Raw genomic sequence first — 15,535 nt, forward strand, 5'->3', positions numbered from 1 at the left:
TTTGATGCTCGATGCTGTGAGTGCCCACACAGATTGCTTGATTCAAATTGTTAAAGAGCGACGCAGCTTTTGGCTGCTGCGGGAGTGGCATTCTACTCAACCGCCTTCTCGAGTCAAGCCTTATTTTACGAGGCTTTTTCGAGGCACCGACTGGCTTGTTTGCGTTACCGCTTGCCCTGTCGATGGAGGCGCATTATAGGGAGCGAATTCGTTCTGGCAACCCCTCCTCTGCAATAAAATTGCAAAAATCGACACTTTTTTAGTTATTCATATCTAAGCACAGCTTTTATACAGGCTTACCCACAGAAGAAGCCCTCAACGGCACTACAGCAGCCACACGCCATGACTCACGCCTGCTTAATACGTCAGATGAACAATGACATTGCCCCACTCTGGGCTATGTAACACGAACCGCTGTCGTTCAGGTAGAGATAAAGACTTAATATAGAGACTATTGAAAAATCATCGCTCACTTACAAAGTAAGGCAGTAGAGGCAGTAGAGGCAGTAGAGGCAGTAGAGGCAGTAGAGGCAGTAGAGGCAGTAGAGGCAGTAGAGGCAGTATCAGAATCCACCAGAAGAAAAGCCGGGACAAGCCCGGCTTTTTCTTTTATCACTCAGCAGCTGCTTCAGCAGCGGCCGGGCGGTCTACCAGCTCAATGTAAGCCATAGGAGCGTTGTCGCCAGCACGGAAACCGCATTTCAGAATGCGAGTATAACCGCCGGCGCGCTCCAGGTAGCGCGGGCCCAGTTCATTGAACAGCTTAGCCACGATCGCGTTATCGCGAGTACGGGCAAATGCCAGGCGACGATTAGCAACGCTATCAGTCTTGGCAAGGGTGATCAGCGGTTCAACTACACGACGCAGCTCTTTTGCCTTAGGCAGAGTCGTCTTGATGATCTCATGACGAACCAGGGAGCTGGCCATGTTGCGGAACATAGCCTGACGATGGCTGCTGTTCCGGTTCAGTTGACGACCACTCAAACGATGGCGCATGACCTTATCCTTCTAACTAAATCTGTGAAACCCGTAATCTGGATTACTCGTCAGCGATGCTGGCGGGCGGCCAGTTCTCAAGGCGCATGCCAAGAGACAGACCACGGGAGGCCAACACGTCCTTGATCTCAGTCAGGGACTTCTTACCGAGGTTAGGAGTCTTAAGCAACTCAACTTCGGTACGCTGTACCAGATCACCAATATAGTGGATAGCTTCTGCCTTCAGACAGTTCGCTGAACGAACTGTCAGCTCCAAATCATCGACAGGACGCAGCAGAATCGGATCAAACTCGGGTTTCTCTTCTTTCTTCTCGGGCACGCTGACATCGCGCAGATCCACGAAGGCTTCCAGTTGCTCTGCCAGAATAGTGGCTGAACGACGGATGGCTTCTTCCGGATCCAGAGTACCATTGGTCTCCATGTCGATAACCAGCTTGTCCAAGTCGGTGCGCTGTTCCACACGTGCCGCCTCGACATTGTAGGCGATGCGAACGATGGGGCTGAACGCGGAGTCCAGCAGCAGGCGACCGATAGGACGCTCTTCATCATCGTTGTGAACACGAGCAGAAGCAGGCACATAACCACGACCGCGCTGAACTTTCAGGCGCATGCTGATCTCAGCATTTGCACCAGTCAGGTGGCAGATTACGTGCTCCGGGTTTACGATCTCGACTTCATCACCGTGAGTGATATCACCAGCGGTAACGGGGCCTGTTCCAGACTTGGTCAGGGACAGAGTTACCTCGTCCTTGCCTTCCAGCTTCACAGCGATACCTTTCAGGTTGAGCAGGATTTCAAGAATGTCTTCCTGTACACCTTCTTTGCTGCTGTACTCGTGCAGTACTCCGTCGATCTCGACTTCAGTAACCGCACAACCGGGCATAGATGACAGCAAAATACGACGCAGGGCATTGCCCAGCGTGTGGCCAAAGCCACGCTCAAGCGGCTCGAGAGTCACTTTCGCGTGAGTCGGGCTAACTTGCTCGATGTCAACTAGCCGCGGTTTAAGAAAATCTGTTACAGAACCCAGCATTGTGTCCTCTCTTTAGAAGCTAGCTTTACTTGGAGTAAAGCTCGACGATCAGCTGTTCGTTAATGTCGGCAGACAGGTCGGAACGCTCAGGCAGGCGCTTGAAGGCACCTTCCATCTTAGCAGCGTCAACCTCTACCCAAGTCGGCTTCTCGCGCTGACCAGCAACTTCCAGGGAAGCTTTGATACGCGCTTGCTTCTTAGCCTTCTCGCGAACGCAGATCACGTCCTCAGGGGATACCTGGAAAGAAGGAACATTCACAACGCGGCCGTTTACCATGATGGCTTTGTGGCTCACCAGCTGACGAGATTCAGCACGAGTGGCGCCGAAGCCCATGCGGTAGACGACGTTGTCCAGACGACCTTCCAGCAGCTGCAACAGGTTTTCACCGGTGTTACCCTTTTGACGGGCAGCGTCGCGGTAGTAGTTGCGGAACTGTTTTTCCAATACGCCGTAGATACGACGTACTTTTTGTTTCTCGCGCAGTTGCACACCGTAGTCGGACAGACGCGCTTTACGCGCACCGTGTTGACCAGGAACGGTGTCAATCTTGCACTTAGAATCAATCGCACGAACACCAGACTTCAGGAAGAGGTCGGTGCCCTCACGACGGCTAAGCTTAAGCTTAGGACCGATATATCTTGCCATCTTCTTTCTCCAACAATCCTAGACCAAGTAGCTACAGCGTTACACGCGGCGCTTCTTGGGAGGACGACAACCGTTGTGCGGGATCGGAGTCACATCAGTAATGTTAGTGATGCGGAAACCAGCCGCGTTCAGAGCGCGGATGGAAGACTCACGACCGGGACCCGGACCTTTGACCATGACTTCCAGGTTCTTCACGCCGTATTCTTTGGCGATCTCACCAGCACGCTCAGCAGCTACCTGGGCAGCAAACGGAGTGGACTTACGGGAACCACGGAAACCGGAACCACCAGAGGTAGCCCAAGACAGAGCATTGCCCTGACGGTCAGTAATGGTCACGATTGTGTTGTTGAAAGATGCATGAACGTGCGCAATACCGTCGCTCACTTGCTTTTTAACGCGCTTGCGAGCACGAGTCGGAGTTTTAGCCATTTTCTACCTTCCCGTTACTTCTTGATAGCCTTGCGCGGACCCTTACGGGTACGAGCGTTGGTCTTGGTACGTTGACCACGAACAGGCAGGCTACGACGGTGACGCAAACCACGGTAGCAACCCAGATCCATCAATCGCTTGATGTTCATGGAAATCTGACGACGCAGGTCACCTTCAACGGTGAATTTACCTACTTGTTCACGCAGACTCTCGATCTGAGCTTCGTCCAGGTCTTTAATTTTCACATTCTCAGCGATACCGGCTGCGGCACAGATGGCCTTGGAGCGGGTACGACCGACGCCATAAATAGCAGTCAACGCAATGACTGCATGTTTATGGTCAGGAATGTTAATGCCAGCGATACGGGCCACTATTCACTCCTACATATAGTAGATAACGACCACCACAAAGCCCGTGAGCGGATACGTGGCGGTCAACCAATACACAACAAAAGTTGGCTGGCTATATTAGCCAGCACAACTATTTGTTGCAAGTACTAACCGTAAAAAATTAGCCTTGGCGCTGTTTATGCTTTGGCTCGCTGCAAATCACACGCACCACACCGTGACGCTTGATGATTTTGCAGTTACGGCAGATTGCCTTAACGGAAGCACGAACTTTCATTGCTTAACTCCGTAACTACGCCGACCTTTAGCGGCCGTAGCCCTTCAGGTTGGCCTTCCTCAGGACGTCGCCATATTGATGAGACATCATATGGGTCTGAACCTGAGCCATGAAGTCCATGATAACTACCACGATAATCAGCAGCGAGGTGCCACCGAAGTAGAACTGTACGTTCCAGGCAGTCATCAGGAACTGGGGTACCAGACAGATAAAGGTAATATAGAGCGCACCTGCCAATGTCAGGCGAGTCATAACCTTATCGATGTAACGTGCTGTCTGCTCGCCCGGGCGGATCCCCGGGATAAAGGCTCCACTCTTCTTCAGATTATCTGCTGTCTCGCGGGGGTTGAACACCAGCGCGGTATAGAAGAAGCAGAAGAAGATAATGGCTGCTGCATAGAGCATCTCGTACAAGGGCTGACCCGGCTGCAGGACCATAGAGACCTGTTGCAGGATGTCAGCGATCTTGCCCTCGCCCTGACCAAACCAGGAGGTAATGGTACCCGGGAAGAGGATGATGCTGGATGCGAAAATCGCAGGAATCACACCGGCCATATTCACTTTCAACGGCAGGTGTGTGCTTTGCGCAGCGAATACCTGGCGGCCTTGTTGACGCTTGGCATAGTTAACGACGATACGACGCTGACCACGCTCCACGAACACCACAAAGTAAGTCACAGCGAAAACAATCAAGCCCAGCAACAACAACAGCAGGATGTGCAATTCCCCTTGACGTGCCTGTTCGGCCGTAGCGCCAATGGCATGAGGCAGACCGGCGACGATACCTGTGAAGATAATCAACGAGATACCATTACCAATCCCACGCTCGGTAATCTGTTCACCCAACCACATCAAGAACATGGTACCGGTGACCAGACTCACAACGGCTGTGAAATAGAAGCCCAAACCCGGATGAGTCACGAGTCCTTGCATCATATTCGGCAGACCGGTTGCAATACCAATGGCCTGGAACGTTCCCAAAACCAGCGTGCCCCAACGGGTATATTGGCTAATCTTGCGACGGCCGGATTCACCCTCTTTCTTGAGTTCAGCAAGAGCAGGATGAACCACAGTCAGCAACTGGATAATGATCGACGCCGAAATGTACGGCATGATCCCCAGTGCAAGAATAGAAGCACGCGAGAGTGCACCACCACTGAACATGTTGAACATCTCAATGATGGTGCCCTTCTGTTGTTGGAACAACTCGGCCAGTACGGCGGCGTCAATACCAGGGATCGGCACATAAGAGCCTGCACGGAACACGATAATTGCCCCGAGAACGAAGAGCAGACGGCTCTTCAGTTCGCTCAGACCACCTTGTGCTTTAACATCCAATCCTGGTTTCTTAGCCATTGTACTGATTATTCCTCGATTTTACCGCCAGCGGCCTCGATGGCTGCACGTGCACCCTTGGTGACGGACAGACCACGAACGGTCACAGCACGGTCAATGTTGCCAGACAGAACAACTTTAGCGAACACGATGTTTTTGGTAATAACACCGGCTTGCTTCAGAGTGCTCACGTCGACCACATCACCTTCTACCAGGGCAATTTCGTTCAGGCGCACTTCGGCAGAAACCAAAGATTTGCGAGAGAAGAAACCGAACTTCGGCAGACGGATTTTCAAAGGCATCTGGCCGCCTTCGAAACCGTTGCGGACCTTGCCGCCACCGGAACGAGAGGTTTGACCTTTAACACCACGACCACCGGTCTTGCCCAGACCAGAACCGATACCACGGCCCGGACGGTGCTTGACGCGCTTGGAGCCAGCGGCCGGAGACAGAGTATTCAGACGCATGCTTAGCCCTCCACCTTAACCATGTAATAAACCTGGTTGATCATGCCGCGTACGCAGGGAGTATCTTCCAGCTCAACGGTGTGACCAATGCGACGCAGACCCAGACCACGCAGAGTCGCCTTGTGCTTTGGCAGACGGCCGATAGAGCTGCGAGTTTGAGTTACTTTTACAGTGTTAGCCATGTCGCATTACCCCAGAATTTCTTCAACGCGCAGACCACGCTTGGCCGCGATCTGTTCCGGTGATTGACCGTGAACCAGAGCGTCGACAGTTGCGCGAACAACGTTGATTGGGTTGGTGGAACCGTAGGTCTTGGCCAGCACGTTGTGGATACCAGCAACTTCCAGTACGGCACGCATGGCGCCGCCTGCAATGATACCAGTACCTTGGGAGGCCGGCTTCATGAACACGGTGGAACCAGAGTGAACGCCACGCACCGGGTGGTGCAGGGTGCCGTTGTTCAGCTCAACCTTGTTCAGGTTACGCTTAGCCTGTTCCATCGCCTTTTGAATGGCGGCCGGAACTTCACGGGCCTTACCGTAACCGTAACCTACACGGCCGTTACCATCACCCACCACGGTCAACGCGGTGAAGGACATGATACGACCACCTTTAACAGTTTTCGAAACACGGTTTACTGCAATGAGCTTTTCTTGCAGTTCGCCGGCTTGAGATTCGACTTTAGCCATCTTCGACTCCTAGCTTAGAACTGAAGACCAGCGTCACGAGCAGCGGTAGCCAGAGCGGCTACACGACCGTGATACTTGAAACCGGAACGATCGAAAGATACGTTCTGAACGCCTTTGGCAATAGCACGCTCAGCGATAGCCTTACCTACAGCGGTAGCAGCATCTGCGTTACCGGTGTATTTCAGAGCTTCACTGATGGCTTTCTCTACTGTGGAAGCAGAGGCCAGAACTTCGGAACCGTTGGCTGCAATAACCTGCGCATAGATATGACGCGGGGTACGGTGAACAACCAGACGGGTAGCTCCCAGTTCCTGCATCTTTTTCCGAGCACGAGTAGCACGACGGAGACGAGCTGCTTTCTTGTCCATAGTGTTACCTTACTTCTTCTTAGCTTCTTTAGTACGCACTTGCTCGTTGGCATAGCGTACACCCTTGCCCTTGTAGGGCTCCGGAGCGCGGTAAGCACGGATATCGGCGGCGACTTGGCCAACCAGCTGCTTGTCCACACCACGCAGAACGATCTCGGTGGCGGACGGACATTCAGCGGTGACACCAGCCGGCAGCGCATGCTCTACCGGGTGAGAGAAGCCCAGTGCCAGCGCAACAGCATTGCCCTTGATGGAGGCTTTGTAACCTACACCAACCAGCTGCAGCTTGCGCTCGAAGCCTTGGGTAACACCGACTACCATGTTGTTGACCAATGCACGGGCAGTACCGGCCTGAGCGTCAGCACCAGCGATGCCGTCGCGCGGGGCGAACTTCAGTACATTGTCTTCTTTGGTCACTTCTACACCGGCGTGGATGGAACGAACCAGGGAACCCTTGCCACCTTTGATGGACAGTTCTTGGCCGTTCAGAGTCACCTCTACGCCAGCAGGAATAGTGACGGGTGCCTTAGCAACGCGAGACATTTCCGACCTCCTATTAAGCGACGTAGCAGATGATCTCACCACCCATGCTTGCCTTACGGGCAGCACGGTCGGTCATCACACCTTTAGACGTGGACACGATAGCAACACCGAGACCGCCCATGACTTTCGGCAGATCAGTAGTGCGCTTGTAAATACGCAGGCCGGGACGGCTCACGCGTTGGATCAGTTCTACAACCGGCTTGCCCTGGAAATATTTCAGTTCGATTTCCAGTTCCGGTTTCACGTCACCAGCTACGTTGTAGCCAGCGATGTAACCTTCTTCTTTCAGCACTTTGGCGATAGCCACTTTCAGCTTGGAAGAAGGCATGGAAACCGCAACTTTGCTCGCCGCCTGACCGTTACGGATGCGGGTCAGCATATCCGCGATCGGATCTTGCATGCTCATAGTCTAACTCCCGAGATTCTTACCAAGAGGCCTTTTTGAGGCCCGGAATTTCGCCCTTCATGGCATGCTCACGCACCTTGATGCGAGAGAGGCCAAACTTCCGCAGGAAACCGTGCGGACGACCAGTGATGTTGCAACGGTTACGCTGGCGGGACGGACTGGAATCACGGGGCAGCTGTTGCAGTTGCAAGACAGCATCCCAACGCGCTTCTTCAGAAGCGTTCATATCAACGATGATAGCTTTCAGCTCGGTACGCTTGGTCGCGAACTTGGCTGCCAGCTTCGCACGCTTTGCTTCACGTGCTTTCATGGATGTTTTAGCCATAACCCTAACCTTACTTGCGGAATGGGAAGTTAAAGGCAGCCAGCAGAGCACGGCCTTCTTCGTCGGTATTCGCGGAAGTGGTGATGGTGATATCCAGACCACGGACGCGATCGACCTTGTCATAGTCGATTTCCGGGAAGATGATTTGCTCACGCACGCCCATGGAGTAGTTACCACGGCCATCGAACGCCTTGGCGTTCAGACCACGGAAGTCACGGATACGCGGTACGGAGATGCAAATCAGCCGTTCCAGGAACTCCCACATACGCTCGCCACGCAGGGTTACTTTACAACCTATCGGGTAGCCTTCACGAATCTTGAAGCCCGCAACAGATTTGCGTGCTTTGGTGATCAGCGGTTTCTGACCGGAAATGGCAGCCATATCGGCAGCAGCATTTTCCAGCAACTTCTTGTCAGAGATCGCTTCACCAACACCCATGTTCAGGGTGATTTTCTCGATCCGAGGGACTTGCATGATAGTCTTGTAACCGAACTGCTTGGACAGTTCATTTACTACATCGGATTTGTAGTAATCATGCAGTTTCGCCATCGTTAAACTCCAATTACTTCACAAGTTCGCCGGTGGATTTGAAGAAACGGACTTTCTTGCCGTCTTCAATCCGGAAACCAACGCGGTCAGCCTTGCCAGTGGCAGAGTTGAACAGCGCGACGTTAGATACATCGATGGGGGCTTCTTTGGTGACGATGCCGCCAGCCTGACCCAGTGCGGGTACCGGCTTTTGGTGTTTCTTCACCTGGTTGATGCCTTCCACGATTACCTTACCTTTTGCAATCAGGACTTGAGTGACTTTGCCACGCTTGCCCTTGTCTTTGCCGGTAAGAACAATTACTTCGTCTTCGCGACGGATTTTAGCTGCCATCGTTCGACTCCTTACAGTACTTCGGGTGCCAGGGACACAATCTTCATGAACTTCTCGTTACGGAGTTCACGGGTCACCGGGCCAAAAATACGAGTACCGATTGGCTGTTGGTTGTTGTTAAGCAACACAGCCGCATTGTTGTCGAAACGGATGACAGAGCCGTCCGGACGACGAACGCCTTTACGGGTGCGTACGACCACCGCGTTATACACATCACCTTTCTTCACTTTACCGCGAGGAATGGCTTCCTTGATGGAAACCTTGATGATGTCGCCGATGCCGGCATAACGGCGGTGCGAACCACCCAGAACCTTAATACACATTACACTGCGAGCGCCGGAGTTGTCGGCAACACCCAGCATACTTTGCATCTGGATCATCTTAGTGCTCCGCTTTGTTTACTTCTTATCCCTGATGGGATCTGGCTGCCTTCAAAAGGCGCGAAACTATAACACAGCTATTTTTGAAAAGGTAGCCTAAAAAACAAACGGCCCCGATGGGGGGCCGTTTGGGCTAAAAAGTACCGAATTAGGCCTTTTCTACGACAGCAACCAGGGTCCAGGACTTGGTCTTGGACAGCGGGCGGCACTCGCGGATTTCCACGAGATCGCCAGCCTTGCACTCGTTGTTCTCGTCATGCACGTGCAGCTTGGTAGTGCGCTTGATGATCTTACCGTAGATCGGGTGCTTTACCTTGCGCTCGATAGCGACGGTGATGGATTTGTCCATCTTGTCGCTAATTACACGACCTTGCAGAGTACGGATCTTGTCAGTCATTACGCACCTGCCTTCTCAGTCAGTACAGTCTTGATACGTGCGACGTCACGACGCACTTGTTTCAGAGTGTGAGTCTGAGCCAGCTGGCCGGTGGAAGCTTGCATGCGCATGTTGAATTGCTCACGCAGCAGACCCAGCAGCTCCTGGTTCAGTTCTTCGACGCTCTTTTGACGCAGATCTTGGGCTTTCATCACATCACCGTCTTAATTACGAAAGTGGTCTGAACAGACAGCTTAGCTGCGGCCAGGGCAAACGCTTCACGCGCCAGAGCCTCAGGTACACCATCCATCTCGTACAGAACCTTGCCAGGCTGGATCGGGCAAACCCAGTATTCCACGTTACCCTTACCTTTACCCATACGAACTTCGAGGGGCTTTTCGGTGATGGGCTTGTCCGGGAACACACGGATCCAGATCTTGCCTTGACGCTTAACGTGACGGGTCATGGCACGACGGGCTGCTTCGATTTGACGAGCAGTCAGTTGACCACGAGATGTCGCCTTCAGGCCAAAGGTACCGAAGGATACTTCGTTACCGGCATTGGCCAGACCGCGGTTACGACCCTTGTGGGTCTTGCGGAATTTAGTACGCTTAGGTTGCAACATTTACCGAATCTCCTTACTTGGCAGCGCGGCGCTTGTTGTCACGCTTGGGCTTCGCAGGAGCTTGCTCTTGAGCAGCGGCAGCATTGACTGCAGCCAGACCGCCCAGAACTTCGCCCTTGAAGATCCAAACTTTAACGCCGATCACACCGTAAGTGGTGTGGGCTTCAGAAGTTGCGTAGTCGATGTCGGCGCGCAGGGTGTGCAGGGGCACACGACCTTCACGGTACCATTCGGTACGCGCGATTTCAGCACCGCCCAGACGACCGGAAACTTCCACTTTGATGCCCTTGGCACCCAGGCGCATGGCGTTCTGTACGGCGCGCTTCATAGCACGACGGAACATTACGCGACGCTCCAGCTGGGAAGTGATGCTGTCGGCAACCAGTTTGCCATCCAGCTCCGGCTTGCGGACTTCGGAAATGTTGATCTGAGCAGGCACGCCAGCGATTGCGGCTACAGCTTTGCGCAGTTTTTCAACGTCTTCGCCTTTCTTGCCGATCACGACACCCGGACGAGCGGTGTGAATGGTCACACGGATGCTCTTGGCCGGACGCTCGATGGTGATCTTGGACAAGGAAGCGTTTTTCAGCTCCTTGGTCAGGAACTGGCGTACTTGGAAATCGCTGTACAGGTTGTCAGCGAAGTCTTTGGTGTTCGCGAACCAGGTAGAATTCCAAGGCTTGGTAATACCCAGGCGAATGCCATTAGGATGTACTTTCTGACCCATTGCTTATCTCCCAGCCTTAGCGTCGGATACCACTACAGTGATGTGAGCGGTACGCTTGAGGATACGATCCGCGCGACCTTTGGCACGCGGGCGGATGCGCTTCATGGAGGGACCTTCGTCTACCATGATGGTGGCAACACGCAGGGTGTCGATATCGGCACCTTCGTTGTGCTCAGCGTTGGCAATGGCAGATTCCAGCACTTTCTTCACCAGAACAGCAGCCTTTTTCGGGCTGAAGGTCAGGATGTTCAGAGCCTTGTCTACGGACAGACCACGTACTTGATCGGCTACCAGACGAGCTTTCTGGGCAGAAGTACGGGCATAACGGTGTTTAGCGATAGCTTCCATCATTTATCCCTTAGCGCTTCTTAGCCTTCTTATCAGCAGCATGGCCGCGATAAGTACGAGTCGGTGCGAATTCACCCAGTTTGTGACCGATCATTTCTTCGGTAACGAAAACCGGAACGTGCTGACGACCATTATGGACAGCGATGGTCAAACCGATCATGTTCGGGATGATCATTGAACGACGGGACCAGGTCTTAACCGGCTTTTTATCCCCGCTTTCCACCGCTTTCTCTACCTTCTTCAGCAAGTGCAGGTCGATAAATGGACCCTTCTTGAGAGAACGTGGCATGGTGATTCCTCTATGTTAACAATTACTTGTTACGACGACGTACGATGTACTTGTCGGTACGCTTGTTCTTACGGGTCTTGAAGCCCTTAGCCTTCTGGCCCCATGGGGACACAGGCTGCATGCCCTTGTTACGACCCTCACCACCACCGTGCGGGTGATCAACCGGGTTCATCGCCATACCGCGAACGGTCGGACGAATACCACGCCAGCGGTTAGCACCAGCTTTACCCAGTTGACGCAGCATGTGCTCGGAGTTACCCACTTCACCGATGGTAGCGCGGCACTCGGCCAGAACTTTACGTACTTCGCCGGAACGCAGACGCAGAGTTACATAGTTACCTTCACGAGCCAGGATCTGGATGAAAGTACCAGCGGAACGAGCCAGCTGGGCACCTTTACCAGGCTTCATCTCAACGGCGTGAACGGTAGAACCGACCGGGATGTTGCGCATCGGCAGGGTGTTACCTACCTTGATGGCAGCATCAGCACCAGAGGCGATTGCATCACCAGCTTTCAGGCCTTTCGGAGCCAGGATGTAACGACGCTCACCGTCTGCATACAGCACCAGGGCGATGTTTGCGGTACGGTTAGGATCGTATTCCAGACGCTCAACTTTGGCCGGAATGCCGTCTTTGTCGCGCTTGAAGTCGATCAGACGGTAGTGTTGCTTGTGACCACCACCGATATGACGAGTGGTGATACGACCGTTGTTGTTACGGCCACCGGACTTGCTTTTGCTGTCCAGCAGAGCGGCGAAGGGCTTGCCCTTGTACAGCTCTTGGTTGACGATCTTGACGACGTGGCGGCGGCCCGGAGAAGTAGGCTTGCACTTAACGATTGCCATTTTTCAGAACTCCTCTTACTCGGCTGCGCCCATGAAGTCGATGTCCTGACCAGCTTTCAGGGTCACATAAGCCTTTTTCCAATCGGAACGACGGCCTACGCGTGCACCTGCGCGCTTGGTCTTACCCTTCATGTTCAGGGTACGGACGGTCTCAACTTCGACCTCGAACAGTTTCGCAACTGCAGCTTTGACTTCCGCCTTGGTGGCATCAACAGCAACTTTGAACACGATAGTGTTCTGCTTTTCTGCGACCATGGTGCTCTTTTCAGAGATGTGCGGAGCCTTCAGAACTTTCAGCAGACGCTCTTCACGGATCATGCCAGCATCTCCTCGATTTGCTTAACTGCGTCAGCAGTCATCAGAACCTTGTCGAAAGCGATCAGGCTGACCGGGTCGATACCGGCAACGTCACGCACGTCAACTTTGTACAGGTTACGAGCAGCCAGGAACAGGTTCTCATCGACTTCAGCAGTCACGATCAGAACGTCAGTCAGTTCCATTTCTTTCAGCTTGGCGATCAGTTCTTTGGTCTTCGGCGCTTCGATGCCGAACTTCTCAACAACGATCAGGCGCTCTTGACGTACCAGCTCGGACAGGATGCTACGGATAGCGCCGCGGTACATCTTCTTGTTTACTTTCTGGCTGTGATCTTGCGGCTTAGCAGCAAAGGTCACACCACCGGAACGCCAGATGGGCGAACGGATGGAGCCAGCACGGGCACGACCAGTACCCTTCTGACGCCACGGCTTTTTGCCGCCACCAGACACTTCAGAGCGAGTCAGCTGCGCACGAGTACCCTGACGGGCACCAGCGGCATATGCAACGACAACCTGGTGAACCAGAGCTTCGTTGAATTCGCGCCCGAAGGTAGTCTCGGAAACTTCAAGAGCGCTCTTGGCGTCTTTCATTACCAATTCCATTACTATCTCCTCAGACGTTACGCTTTGACGGCAGGTTTGACGATCACGTTGCCGTTGGTTGCACCCGGTACTGCGCCTTTGATGAGCAGCAGGTTGCGTTCAGCGTCAACACGAACCAGTTCCAGGTTCTGAGTCGTTACACGCTCAGCACCCATGTGACCAGCCATCTTCTTGCCCTTGAATACACGGCCCGGGGTCTGGTTTTGACCGATGGAGCCAGGTACACGGTGGGACAGGGAGTTACCGTGGGTCATATCCTGGGTACGGAAGTTCCAGCGCTTAACAGTACCGGCAAAACCTTTACCCTTGGATGTGCCGGTAACGTCTACCAGCTTAACGTCAGCGAGAAGATCTACTTTCAGCTCGCTACCAACAGTGAAAGTTTCACCGTTGTTCAGGCGGAATTCCCACAGACCGCGACCGGCTTCTACACCAGCTTTGGCGAAGTGGCCAGCTTCCGGCTTGGTTACGCGGCTGGCTTTCTTGGCGCCAGTGGTAACCTGAATAGCGTTGTAGCCGTCGGTTTCTACAGATTTGACCTGAGTTACACGGTTAGCTTCAACTTCGATAACAGTCACCGGGATAGAAACGCCATCTTCAGTGAAGATGCGAGTCATACCCACTTTGCGACCTACAAGACCGATTGTCATTGTTATCAACCTCTTTCCGTAATTAACCCAGGCTGATCTGGACGTCTACACCAGCTGCCAGATCCAGACGCATCAGAGCGTCAACGGTCTTGTCAGTCGGTTCAACGATGTCTACCAGACGCTTGTGAGTGCGGATCTCGTACTGATCACGCGCGTCTTTGTTGACGTGCGGGGAGATCAGAACGGTGAAACGCTCTTTGCGAGTCGGCAGCGGGATAGGACCGCGAACCTGCGCGCCAGTGCGCTTAGCAGTTTCAACGATTTCCGCAGTGGATTGATCGATCAGGCGATGATCAAAAGCCTTCAGGCGGATACGGATTCTTTGGTTCTGCATTGACAGAGCTCCAATAGATAAAAGAACATAAATCAACACCGCCCGACCGAGATTACTCCCGCCAGAGGTGTGATTTTTCACGTTTCCTCCCATATCGGGAGGACTGTATGGCTGGCAACTCGTAAACGGGAAGCTCAGCAAGCAGACATATCGTCTGGCTGCCTCATGGGCAAGCGGAGGGGATTATACGGATTTTTTCCACTCACGCAAGTGAAGGCGGACAGATTGTGCGCAATGTTGTGTGGCGGATGGATCTCCAGGCGATCAAATCATCGCCCTCGGCGAGACGGTAACGACAATGTTGCAAACAGGCTGATAGACTGCGCCCTCGCCCCTGTTTGCGGAACGCATCCCATGCTCAAGAATCAGAAGAAAGCCTACCAGTACGGGCTCTGTGCCGTCGCCCTCTGGTCCACGGTGGCCAGCGCCTTCAAGATCTCCCTCGCCTACTTTGAACCAGTACAGCTGCTGCTGGTCGCCGCCAGCACCTCGACCCTGACCCTGGGATGCATCGTGGCCTGTCAGGGCAAACTGCCGCTACTGCTCGACTACATCAAGAGTCGCCCCCTCTACTACCTCGCTCTCGGGGTCCTGAACCCCTTCCTCTATTACCTGCTGCTGTTCAAGGCATATGATCTGCTGCCCGCCCAGCAGGCGCAGACTCTCAACTACACCTGGGCCATCACCCTCAGCCTGCTGGCCGTTCCCTTCCTCGGTCAAAAGCTGCGCCGCCGCGATGGCGTCGCCATCGTGCTCGGCTATTTCGGCGCCCTGGTGATCGCCACCAGGGGGGACGTGTTCGGTCTACAGTTCGACAGCCCCCTCGGCGTCACGCTGGCGCTGGTGTCGACCCTGATCTGGGCCGGTTACTGGATCCTCAACACCCGCAATCAGGGGGATCCCGTCGTCAGCCTGCTGCTCGGCTTCCTCATCAGCCTGCCCTTCATCATCGTGGCGACCTGGTTGCTCTCGGACTTTGCCATGACCGCCTGGCAGGGATGGGCCGGCGCCATCTATGTGGGGCTGTTCGAGATGGGCTTCGGTTTCGTGCTCTGGCTGATGGCCCTGCGCCACGCCACCAACACAGCCCCCATCAGCAACCTCATCTTCATCTCGCCGTTTGCCTCTCTGGTGCTGCTCAACCTGTTGATCGGCGAAACCATTCACCCGGCAACCCCCATCGGGTTGGCTCTCATCGTCGCCGCCCTGCTTATCCAGCAACTCAAATATGGCAAGCGCTACCGCAAGGTGAGCGACCCCCACGCCTGACAGACAAAAGGGCGCATCTCTCGATACGCCC

At 53.9% G+C, this 15,535-nt stretch carries 30 protein-coding genes; 2 read left to right on the forward strand and 28 right to left on the reverse strand.

What is annotated here, in order from left to right:
- A partial coding sequence (locus HKD46_RS21180) for a hypothetical protein (RefSeq protein WP_221413904.1) occupies positions 1-199 on the forward strand: 199 nt, incomplete at its 5' end.
- A 413-nt stretch (positions 200-612) separates the two neighbouring features.
- Here the strand turns inward: HKD46_RS21180 and rplQ are convergent.
- The 28 genes from rplQ to rpsJ all read right to left on the reverse strand — a co-directional run bounded on the left by rplQ (position 613) and on the right by rpsJ (position 14,235).
- Positions 613-996 carry a 50S ribosomal protein L17 gene (gene rplQ, locus HKD46_RS06230; RefSeq protein WP_005307999.1) on the reverse strand — a complete coding sequence of 128 codons (384 nt, stop codon included), beginning with the start codon at positions 994-996 and terminating at the stop codon, positions 613-615.
- A 43-nt stretch (positions 997-1,039) separates the two neighbouring features.
- Entirely contained in the window at positions 1,040-2,029 is a 990-nt protein-coding gene (locus HKD46_RS06235) for a DNA-directed RNA polymerase subunit alpha (protein ID WP_005307997.1), read from the reverse strand.
- 25 nt (positions 2,030-2,054) lie between these two features.
- Complete coding sequence (gene rpsD / locus HKD46_RS06240; RefSeq protein WP_010672568.1) at positions 2,055-2,675, reverse strand: 30S ribosomal protein S4; 621 nt, start codon at positions 2,673-2,675, stop codon at positions 2,055-2,057.
- A 39-nt stretch (positions 2,676-2,714) separates the two neighbouring features.
- The gene (rpsK, locus tag HKD46_RS06245) at positions 2,715-3,104 is read right to left on the reverse strand and encodes a 30S ribosomal protein S11 (protein WP_005319702.1); all 390 of its coding nucleotides are present in this window, start codon (positions 3,102-3,104) and stop codon (positions 2,715-2,717) included.
- A 14-nt stretch (positions 3,105-3,118) separates the two neighbouring features.
- A complete protein-coding gene (rpsM, locus tag HKD46_RS06250; RefSeq protein WP_005307991.1) occupies positions 3,119-3,475 on the reverse strand; it encodes a 30S ribosomal protein S13 in 357 nt (118 codons plus the stop codon).
- 139 nt (positions 3,476-3,614) lie between these two features.
- On the reverse strand, positions 3,615-3,728 hold the full coding sequence (rpmJ, locus tag HKD46_RS06255; RefSeq protein WP_005319705.1) for a 50S ribosomal protein L36: 114 nt from the start codon (positions 3,726-3,728) through the stop codon (positions 3,615-3,617).
- A 27-nt stretch (positions 3,729-3,755) separates the two neighbouring features.
- Complete coding sequence (secY, locus tag HKD46_RS06260) at positions 3,756-5,084, reverse strand: preprotein translocase subunit SecY (RefSeq protein ID WP_010672567.1); 1,329 nt, start codon at positions 5,082-5,084, stop codon at positions 3,756-3,758.
- Between the two features lie 8 nt (positions 5,085-5,092).
- Positions 5,093-5,530 (reverse strand): 50S ribosomal protein L15, encoded by a 438-nt coding sequence (gene rplO, locus HKD46_RS06265; protein WP_005307987.1) that lies wholly within the window; start codon positions 5,528-5,530, stop codon positions 5,093-5,095.
- 2 nt (positions 5,531-5,532) lie between these two features.
- Positions 5,533-5,712, reverse strand: a complete 180-nt coding sequence (gene rpmD / locus HKD46_RS06270) for a 50S ribosomal protein L30 (RefSeq protein WP_005307985.1) — start codon at positions 5,710-5,712, stop codon at positions 5,533-5,535.
- 6 nt (positions 5,713-5,718) lie between these two features.
- Positions 5,719-6,219: a 30S ribosomal protein S5 gene (gene rpsE, locus HKD46_RS06275; protein ID WP_005340605.1), complete on the reverse strand. Its 501-nt coding sequence runs from the start codon at positions 6,217-6,219 to the stop codon at positions 5,719-5,721.
- A gap of 14 nt (positions 6,220-6,233) precedes the next feature.
- A complete protein-coding gene (rplR, locus tag HKD46_RS06280) occupies positions 6,234-6,587 on the reverse strand; it encodes a 50S ribosomal protein L18 (protein ID WP_041212181.1) in 354 nt (117 codons plus the stop codon).
- 9 nt (positions 6,588-6,596) lie between these two features.
- Positions 6,597-7,130: a 50S ribosomal protein L6 gene (gene rplF, locus HKD46_RS06285; protein WP_010672565.1), complete on the reverse strand. Its 534-nt coding sequence runs from the start codon at positions 7,128-7,130 to the stop codon at positions 6,597-6,599.
- A 13-nt stretch (positions 7,131-7,143) separates the two neighbouring features.
- Positions 7,144-7,536: a 30S ribosomal protein S8 gene (gene rpsH / locus HKD46_RS06290; RefSeq protein ID WP_010672564.1), complete on the reverse strand. Its 393-nt coding sequence runs from the start codon at positions 7,534-7,536 to the stop codon at positions 7,144-7,146.
- Positions 7,537-7,555: 19 nt separating this feature from the next.
- The gene (rpsN, locus tag HKD46_RS06295) at positions 7,556-7,861 is read right to left on the reverse strand and encodes a 30S ribosomal protein S14 (protein ID WP_005331161.1); all 306 of its coding nucleotides are present in this window, start codon (positions 7,859-7,861) and stop codon (positions 7,556-7,558) included.
- A 10-nt stretch (positions 7,862-7,871) separates the two neighbouring features.
- The gene (gene rplE / locus HKD46_RS06300; RefSeq protein ID WP_005331162.1) at positions 7,872-8,411 is read right to left on the reverse strand and encodes a 50S ribosomal protein L5; all 540 of its coding nucleotides are present in this window, start codon (positions 8,409-8,411) and stop codon (positions 7,872-7,874) included.
- Positions 8,412-8,424: 13 nt separating this feature from the next.
- Entirely contained in the window at positions 8,425-8,742 is a 318-nt protein-coding gene (gene rplX, locus HKD46_RS06305; RefSeq protein ID WP_005307977.1) for a 50S ribosomal protein L24, read from the reverse strand.
- Between the two features lie 11 nt (positions 8,743-8,753).
- Entirely contained in the window at positions 8,754-9,122 is a 369-nt protein-coding gene (rplN, locus tag HKD46_RS06310) for a 50S ribosomal protein L14 (RefSeq protein WP_005307975.1), read from the reverse strand.
- A 148-nt stretch (positions 9,123-9,270) separates the two neighbouring features.
- Positions 9,271-9,519, reverse strand: coding sequence for a 30S ribosomal protein S17 (rpsQ, locus tag HKD46_RS06315; protein WP_005307966.1), 249 nt, complete (start codon positions 9,517-9,519; stop codon positions 9,271-9,273).
- On the reverse strand, positions 9,519-9,710 hold the full coding sequence (gene rpmC, locus HKD46_RS06320) for a 50S ribosomal protein L29 (protein ID WP_005307965.1): 192 nt from the start codon (positions 9,708-9,710) through the stop codon (positions 9,519-9,521). The genes rpsQ and rpmC overlap by 1 nt, the downstream gene beginning before the upstream one ends.
- Complete coding sequence (gene rplP / locus HKD46_RS06325; protein WP_010672562.1) at positions 9,710-10,123, reverse strand: 50S ribosomal protein L16; 414 nt, start codon at positions 10,121-10,123, stop codon at positions 9,710-9,712. The genes rpmC and rplP overlap by 1 nt, the downstream gene beginning before the upstream one ends.
- Positions 10,124-10,136: 13 nt before the next feature.
- A complete protein-coding gene (gene rpsC / locus HKD46_RS06330) occupies positions 10,137-10,850 on the reverse strand; it encodes a 30S ribosomal protein S3 (protein WP_005331168.1) in 714 nt (237 codons plus the stop codon).
- A gap of 3 nt (positions 10,851-10,853) precedes the next feature.
- Positions 10,854-11,198, reverse strand: a complete 345-nt coding sequence (gene rplV / locus HKD46_RS06335) for a 50S ribosomal protein L22 (RefSeq protein ID WP_010672561.1) — start codon at positions 11,196-11,198, stop codon at positions 10,854-10,856.
- Positions 11,199-11,208: 10 nt separating this feature from the next.
- Positions 11,209-11,487 (reverse strand): 30S ribosomal protein S19, encoded by a 279-nt coding sequence (gene rpsS / locus HKD46_RS06340; protein ID WP_005307960.1) that lies wholly within the window; start codon positions 11,485-11,487, stop codon positions 11,209-11,211.
- 22 nt (positions 11,488-11,509) lie between these two features.
- A complete protein-coding gene (rplB, locus tag HKD46_RS06345) occupies positions 11,510-12,331 on the reverse strand; it encodes a 50S ribosomal protein L2 (RefSeq protein WP_010672560.1) in 822 nt (273 codons plus the stop codon).
- Positions 12,332-12,346: 15 nt separating this feature from the next.
- The gene (gene rplW, locus HKD46_RS06350; RefSeq protein WP_005307955.1) at positions 12,347-12,649 is read right to left on the reverse strand and encodes a 50S ribosomal protein L23; all 303 of its coding nucleotides are present in this window, start codon (positions 12,647-12,649) and stop codon (positions 12,347-12,349) included.
- Positions 12,646-13,251, reverse strand: a complete 606-nt coding sequence (rplD, locus tag HKD46_RS06355) for a 50S ribosomal protein L4 (protein ID WP_005340616.1) — start codon at positions 13,249-13,251, stop codon at positions 12,646-12,648. Before rplD ends, rplW begins: the two co-directional genes overlap by 4 nt.
- A 17-nt stretch (positions 13,252-13,268) precedes the next feature.
- Positions 13,269-13,901, reverse strand: a complete 633-nt coding sequence (gene rplC, locus HKD46_RS06360) for a 50S ribosomal protein L3 (protein WP_010672559.1) — start codon at positions 13,899-13,901, stop codon at positions 13,269-13,271.
- Positions 13,902-13,923: 22 nt separating this feature from the next.
- Positions 13,924-14,235 carry a 30S ribosomal protein S10 gene (gene rpsJ / locus HKD46_RS06365; RefSeq protein WP_005307944.1) on the reverse strand — a complete coding sequence of 104 codons (312 nt, stop codon included), beginning with the start codon at positions 14,233-14,235 and terminating at the stop codon, positions 13,924-13,926.
- Positions 14,236-14,589: 354 nt separating this feature from the next.
- On the opposite strand from rpsJ, the gene HKD46_RS06370 reads away from it, so the two are divergent.
- Positions 14,590-15,504 (forward strand): DMT family transporter, encoded by a 915-nt coding sequence (locus tag HKD46_RS06370; protein ID WP_043153503.1) that lies wholly within the window; start codon positions 14,590-14,592, stop codon positions 15,502-15,504.
- Positions 15,505-15,535 lie beyond the last annotated feature (31 nt).

The organism is Aeromonas sp. TW 6, assembly GCF_013168745.1.
GTDB lineage: Bacteria > Pseudomonadota > Gammaproteobacteria > Enterobacterales > Aeromonadaceae > Aeromonas > Aeromonas caviae.

Excerpts from the sequence above, each read along its gene's own strand:
- rplQ (WP_005307999.1), bottom strand. The coding sequence starts at position 996 with ATGCGCCATCGTTTGAGTGGTCGTCAACTGAACCGGAACAGCAGCCAT.
- HKD46_RS06235 (WP_005307997.1), bottom strand. The coding sequence starts at position 2,029 with ATGCTGGGTTCTGTAACAGATTTTCTTAAACCGCGGCTAGTTGACATC.
- rpsD (WP_010672568.1), bottom strand. The coding sequence starts at position 2,675 with ATGGCAAGATATATCGGTCCTAAGCTTAAGCTTAGCCGTCGTGAGGGC.
- rpsK (WP_005319702.1), bottom strand. The coding sequence starts at position 3,104 with ATGGCTAAAACTCCGACTCGTGCTCGCAAGCGCGTTAAAAAGCAAGTG.
- rpmJ (WP_005319705.1), bottom strand. The coding sequence starts at position 3,728 with ATGAAAGTTCGTGCTTCCGTTAAGGCAATCTGCCGTAACTGCAAAATC.
- secY (WP_010672567.1), bottom strand. The coding sequence starts at position 5,084 with ATGGCTAAGAAACCAGGATTGGATGTTAAAGCACAAGGTGGTCTGAGC.
- rplO (WP_005307987.1), bottom strand. The coding sequence starts at position 5,530 with ATGCGTCTGAATACTCTGTCTCCGGCCGCTGGCTCCAAGCGCGTCAAG.
- rpmD (WP_005307985.1), bottom strand. The coding sequence starts at position 5,712 with ATGGCTAACACTGTAAAAGTAACTCAAACTCGCAGCTCTATCGGCCGT.
- rpsE (WP_005340605.1), bottom strand. The coding sequence starts at position 6,219 with ATGGCTAAAGTCGAATCTCAAGCCGGCGAACTGCAAGAAAAGCTCATT.
- rplR (WP_041212181.1), bottom strand. The coding sequence starts at position 6,587 with ATGGACAAGAAAGCAGCTCGTCTCCGTCGTGCTACTCGTGCTCGGAAA.
- rplF (WP_010672565.1), bottom strand. The coding sequence starts at position 7,130 with ATGTCTCGCGTTGCTAAGGCACCCGTCACTATTCCTGCTGGCGTAGAG.
- rpsH (WP_010672564.1), bottom strand. The coding sequence starts at position 7,536 with ATGAGCATGCAAGATCCGATCGCGGATATGCTGACCCGCATCCGTAAC.
- rpsN (WP_005331161.1), bottom strand. The coding sequence starts at position 7,861 with ATGGCTAAAACATCCATGAAAGCACGTGAAGCAAAGCGTGCGAAGCTG.
- rplE (WP_005331162.1), bottom strand. The coding sequence starts at position 8,411 with ATGGCGAAACTGCATGATTACTACAAATCCGATGTAGTAAATGAACTG.
- rplX (WP_005307977.1), bottom strand. The coding sequence starts at position 8,742 with ATGGCAGCTAAAATCCGTCGCGAAGACGAAGTAATTGTTCTTACCGGC.
- rplN (WP_005307975.1), bottom strand. The coding sequence starts at position 9,122 with ATGATCCAGATGCAAAGTATGCTGGGTGTTGCCGACAACTCCGGCGCT.
- rpsQ (WP_005307966.1), bottom strand. The coding sequence starts at position 9,519 with ATGACTGACAAGATCCGTACTCTGCAAGGTCGTGTAATTAGCGACAAG.
- rpmC (WP_005307965.1), bottom strand. The coding sequence starts at position 9,710 with ATGAAAGCCCAAGATCTGCGTCAAAAGAGCGTCGAAGAACTGAACCAG.
- rplP (WP_010672562.1), bottom strand. The coding sequence starts at position 10,123 with ATGTTGCAACCTAAGCGTACTAAATTCCGCAAGACCCACAAGGGTCGT.
- rpsC (WP_005331168.1), bottom strand. The coding sequence starts at position 10,850 with ATGGGTCAGAAAGTACATCCTAATGGCATTCGCCTGGGTATTACCAAG.
- rplV (WP_010672561.1), bottom strand. The coding sequence starts at position 11,198 with ATGGAAGCTATCGCTAAACACCGTTATGCCCGTACTTCTGCCCAGAAA.
- rpsS (WP_005307960.1), bottom strand. The coding sequence starts at position 11,487 with ATGCCACGTTCTCTCAAGAAGGGTCCATTTATCGACCTGCACTTGCTG.
- rplB (WP_010672560.1), bottom strand. The coding sequence starts at position 12,331 with ATGGCAATCGTTAAGTGCAAGCCTACTTCTCCGGGCCGCCGCCACGTC.
- rplW (WP_005307955.1), bottom strand. The coding sequence starts at position 12,649 with ATGATCCGTGAAGAGCGTCTGCTGAAAGTTCTGAAGGCTCCGCACATC.
- rplD (WP_005340616.1), bottom strand. The coding sequence starts at position 13,251 with ATGGAATTGGTAATGAAAGACGCCAAGAGCGCTCTTGAAGTTTCCGAG.
- rplC (WP_010672559.1), bottom strand. The coding sequence starts at position 13,901 with ATGACAATCGGTCTTGTAGGTCGCAAAGTGGGTATGACTCGCATCTTC.
- rpsJ (WP_005307944.1), bottom strand. The coding sequence starts at position 14,235 with ATGCAGAACCAAAGAATCCGTATCCGCCTGAAGGCTTTTGATCATCGC.
- HKD46_RS06370 (WP_043153503.1), top strand. The coding sequence starts at position 14,590 with ATGCTCAAGAATCAGAAGAAAGCCTACCAGTACGGGCTCTGTGCCGTC.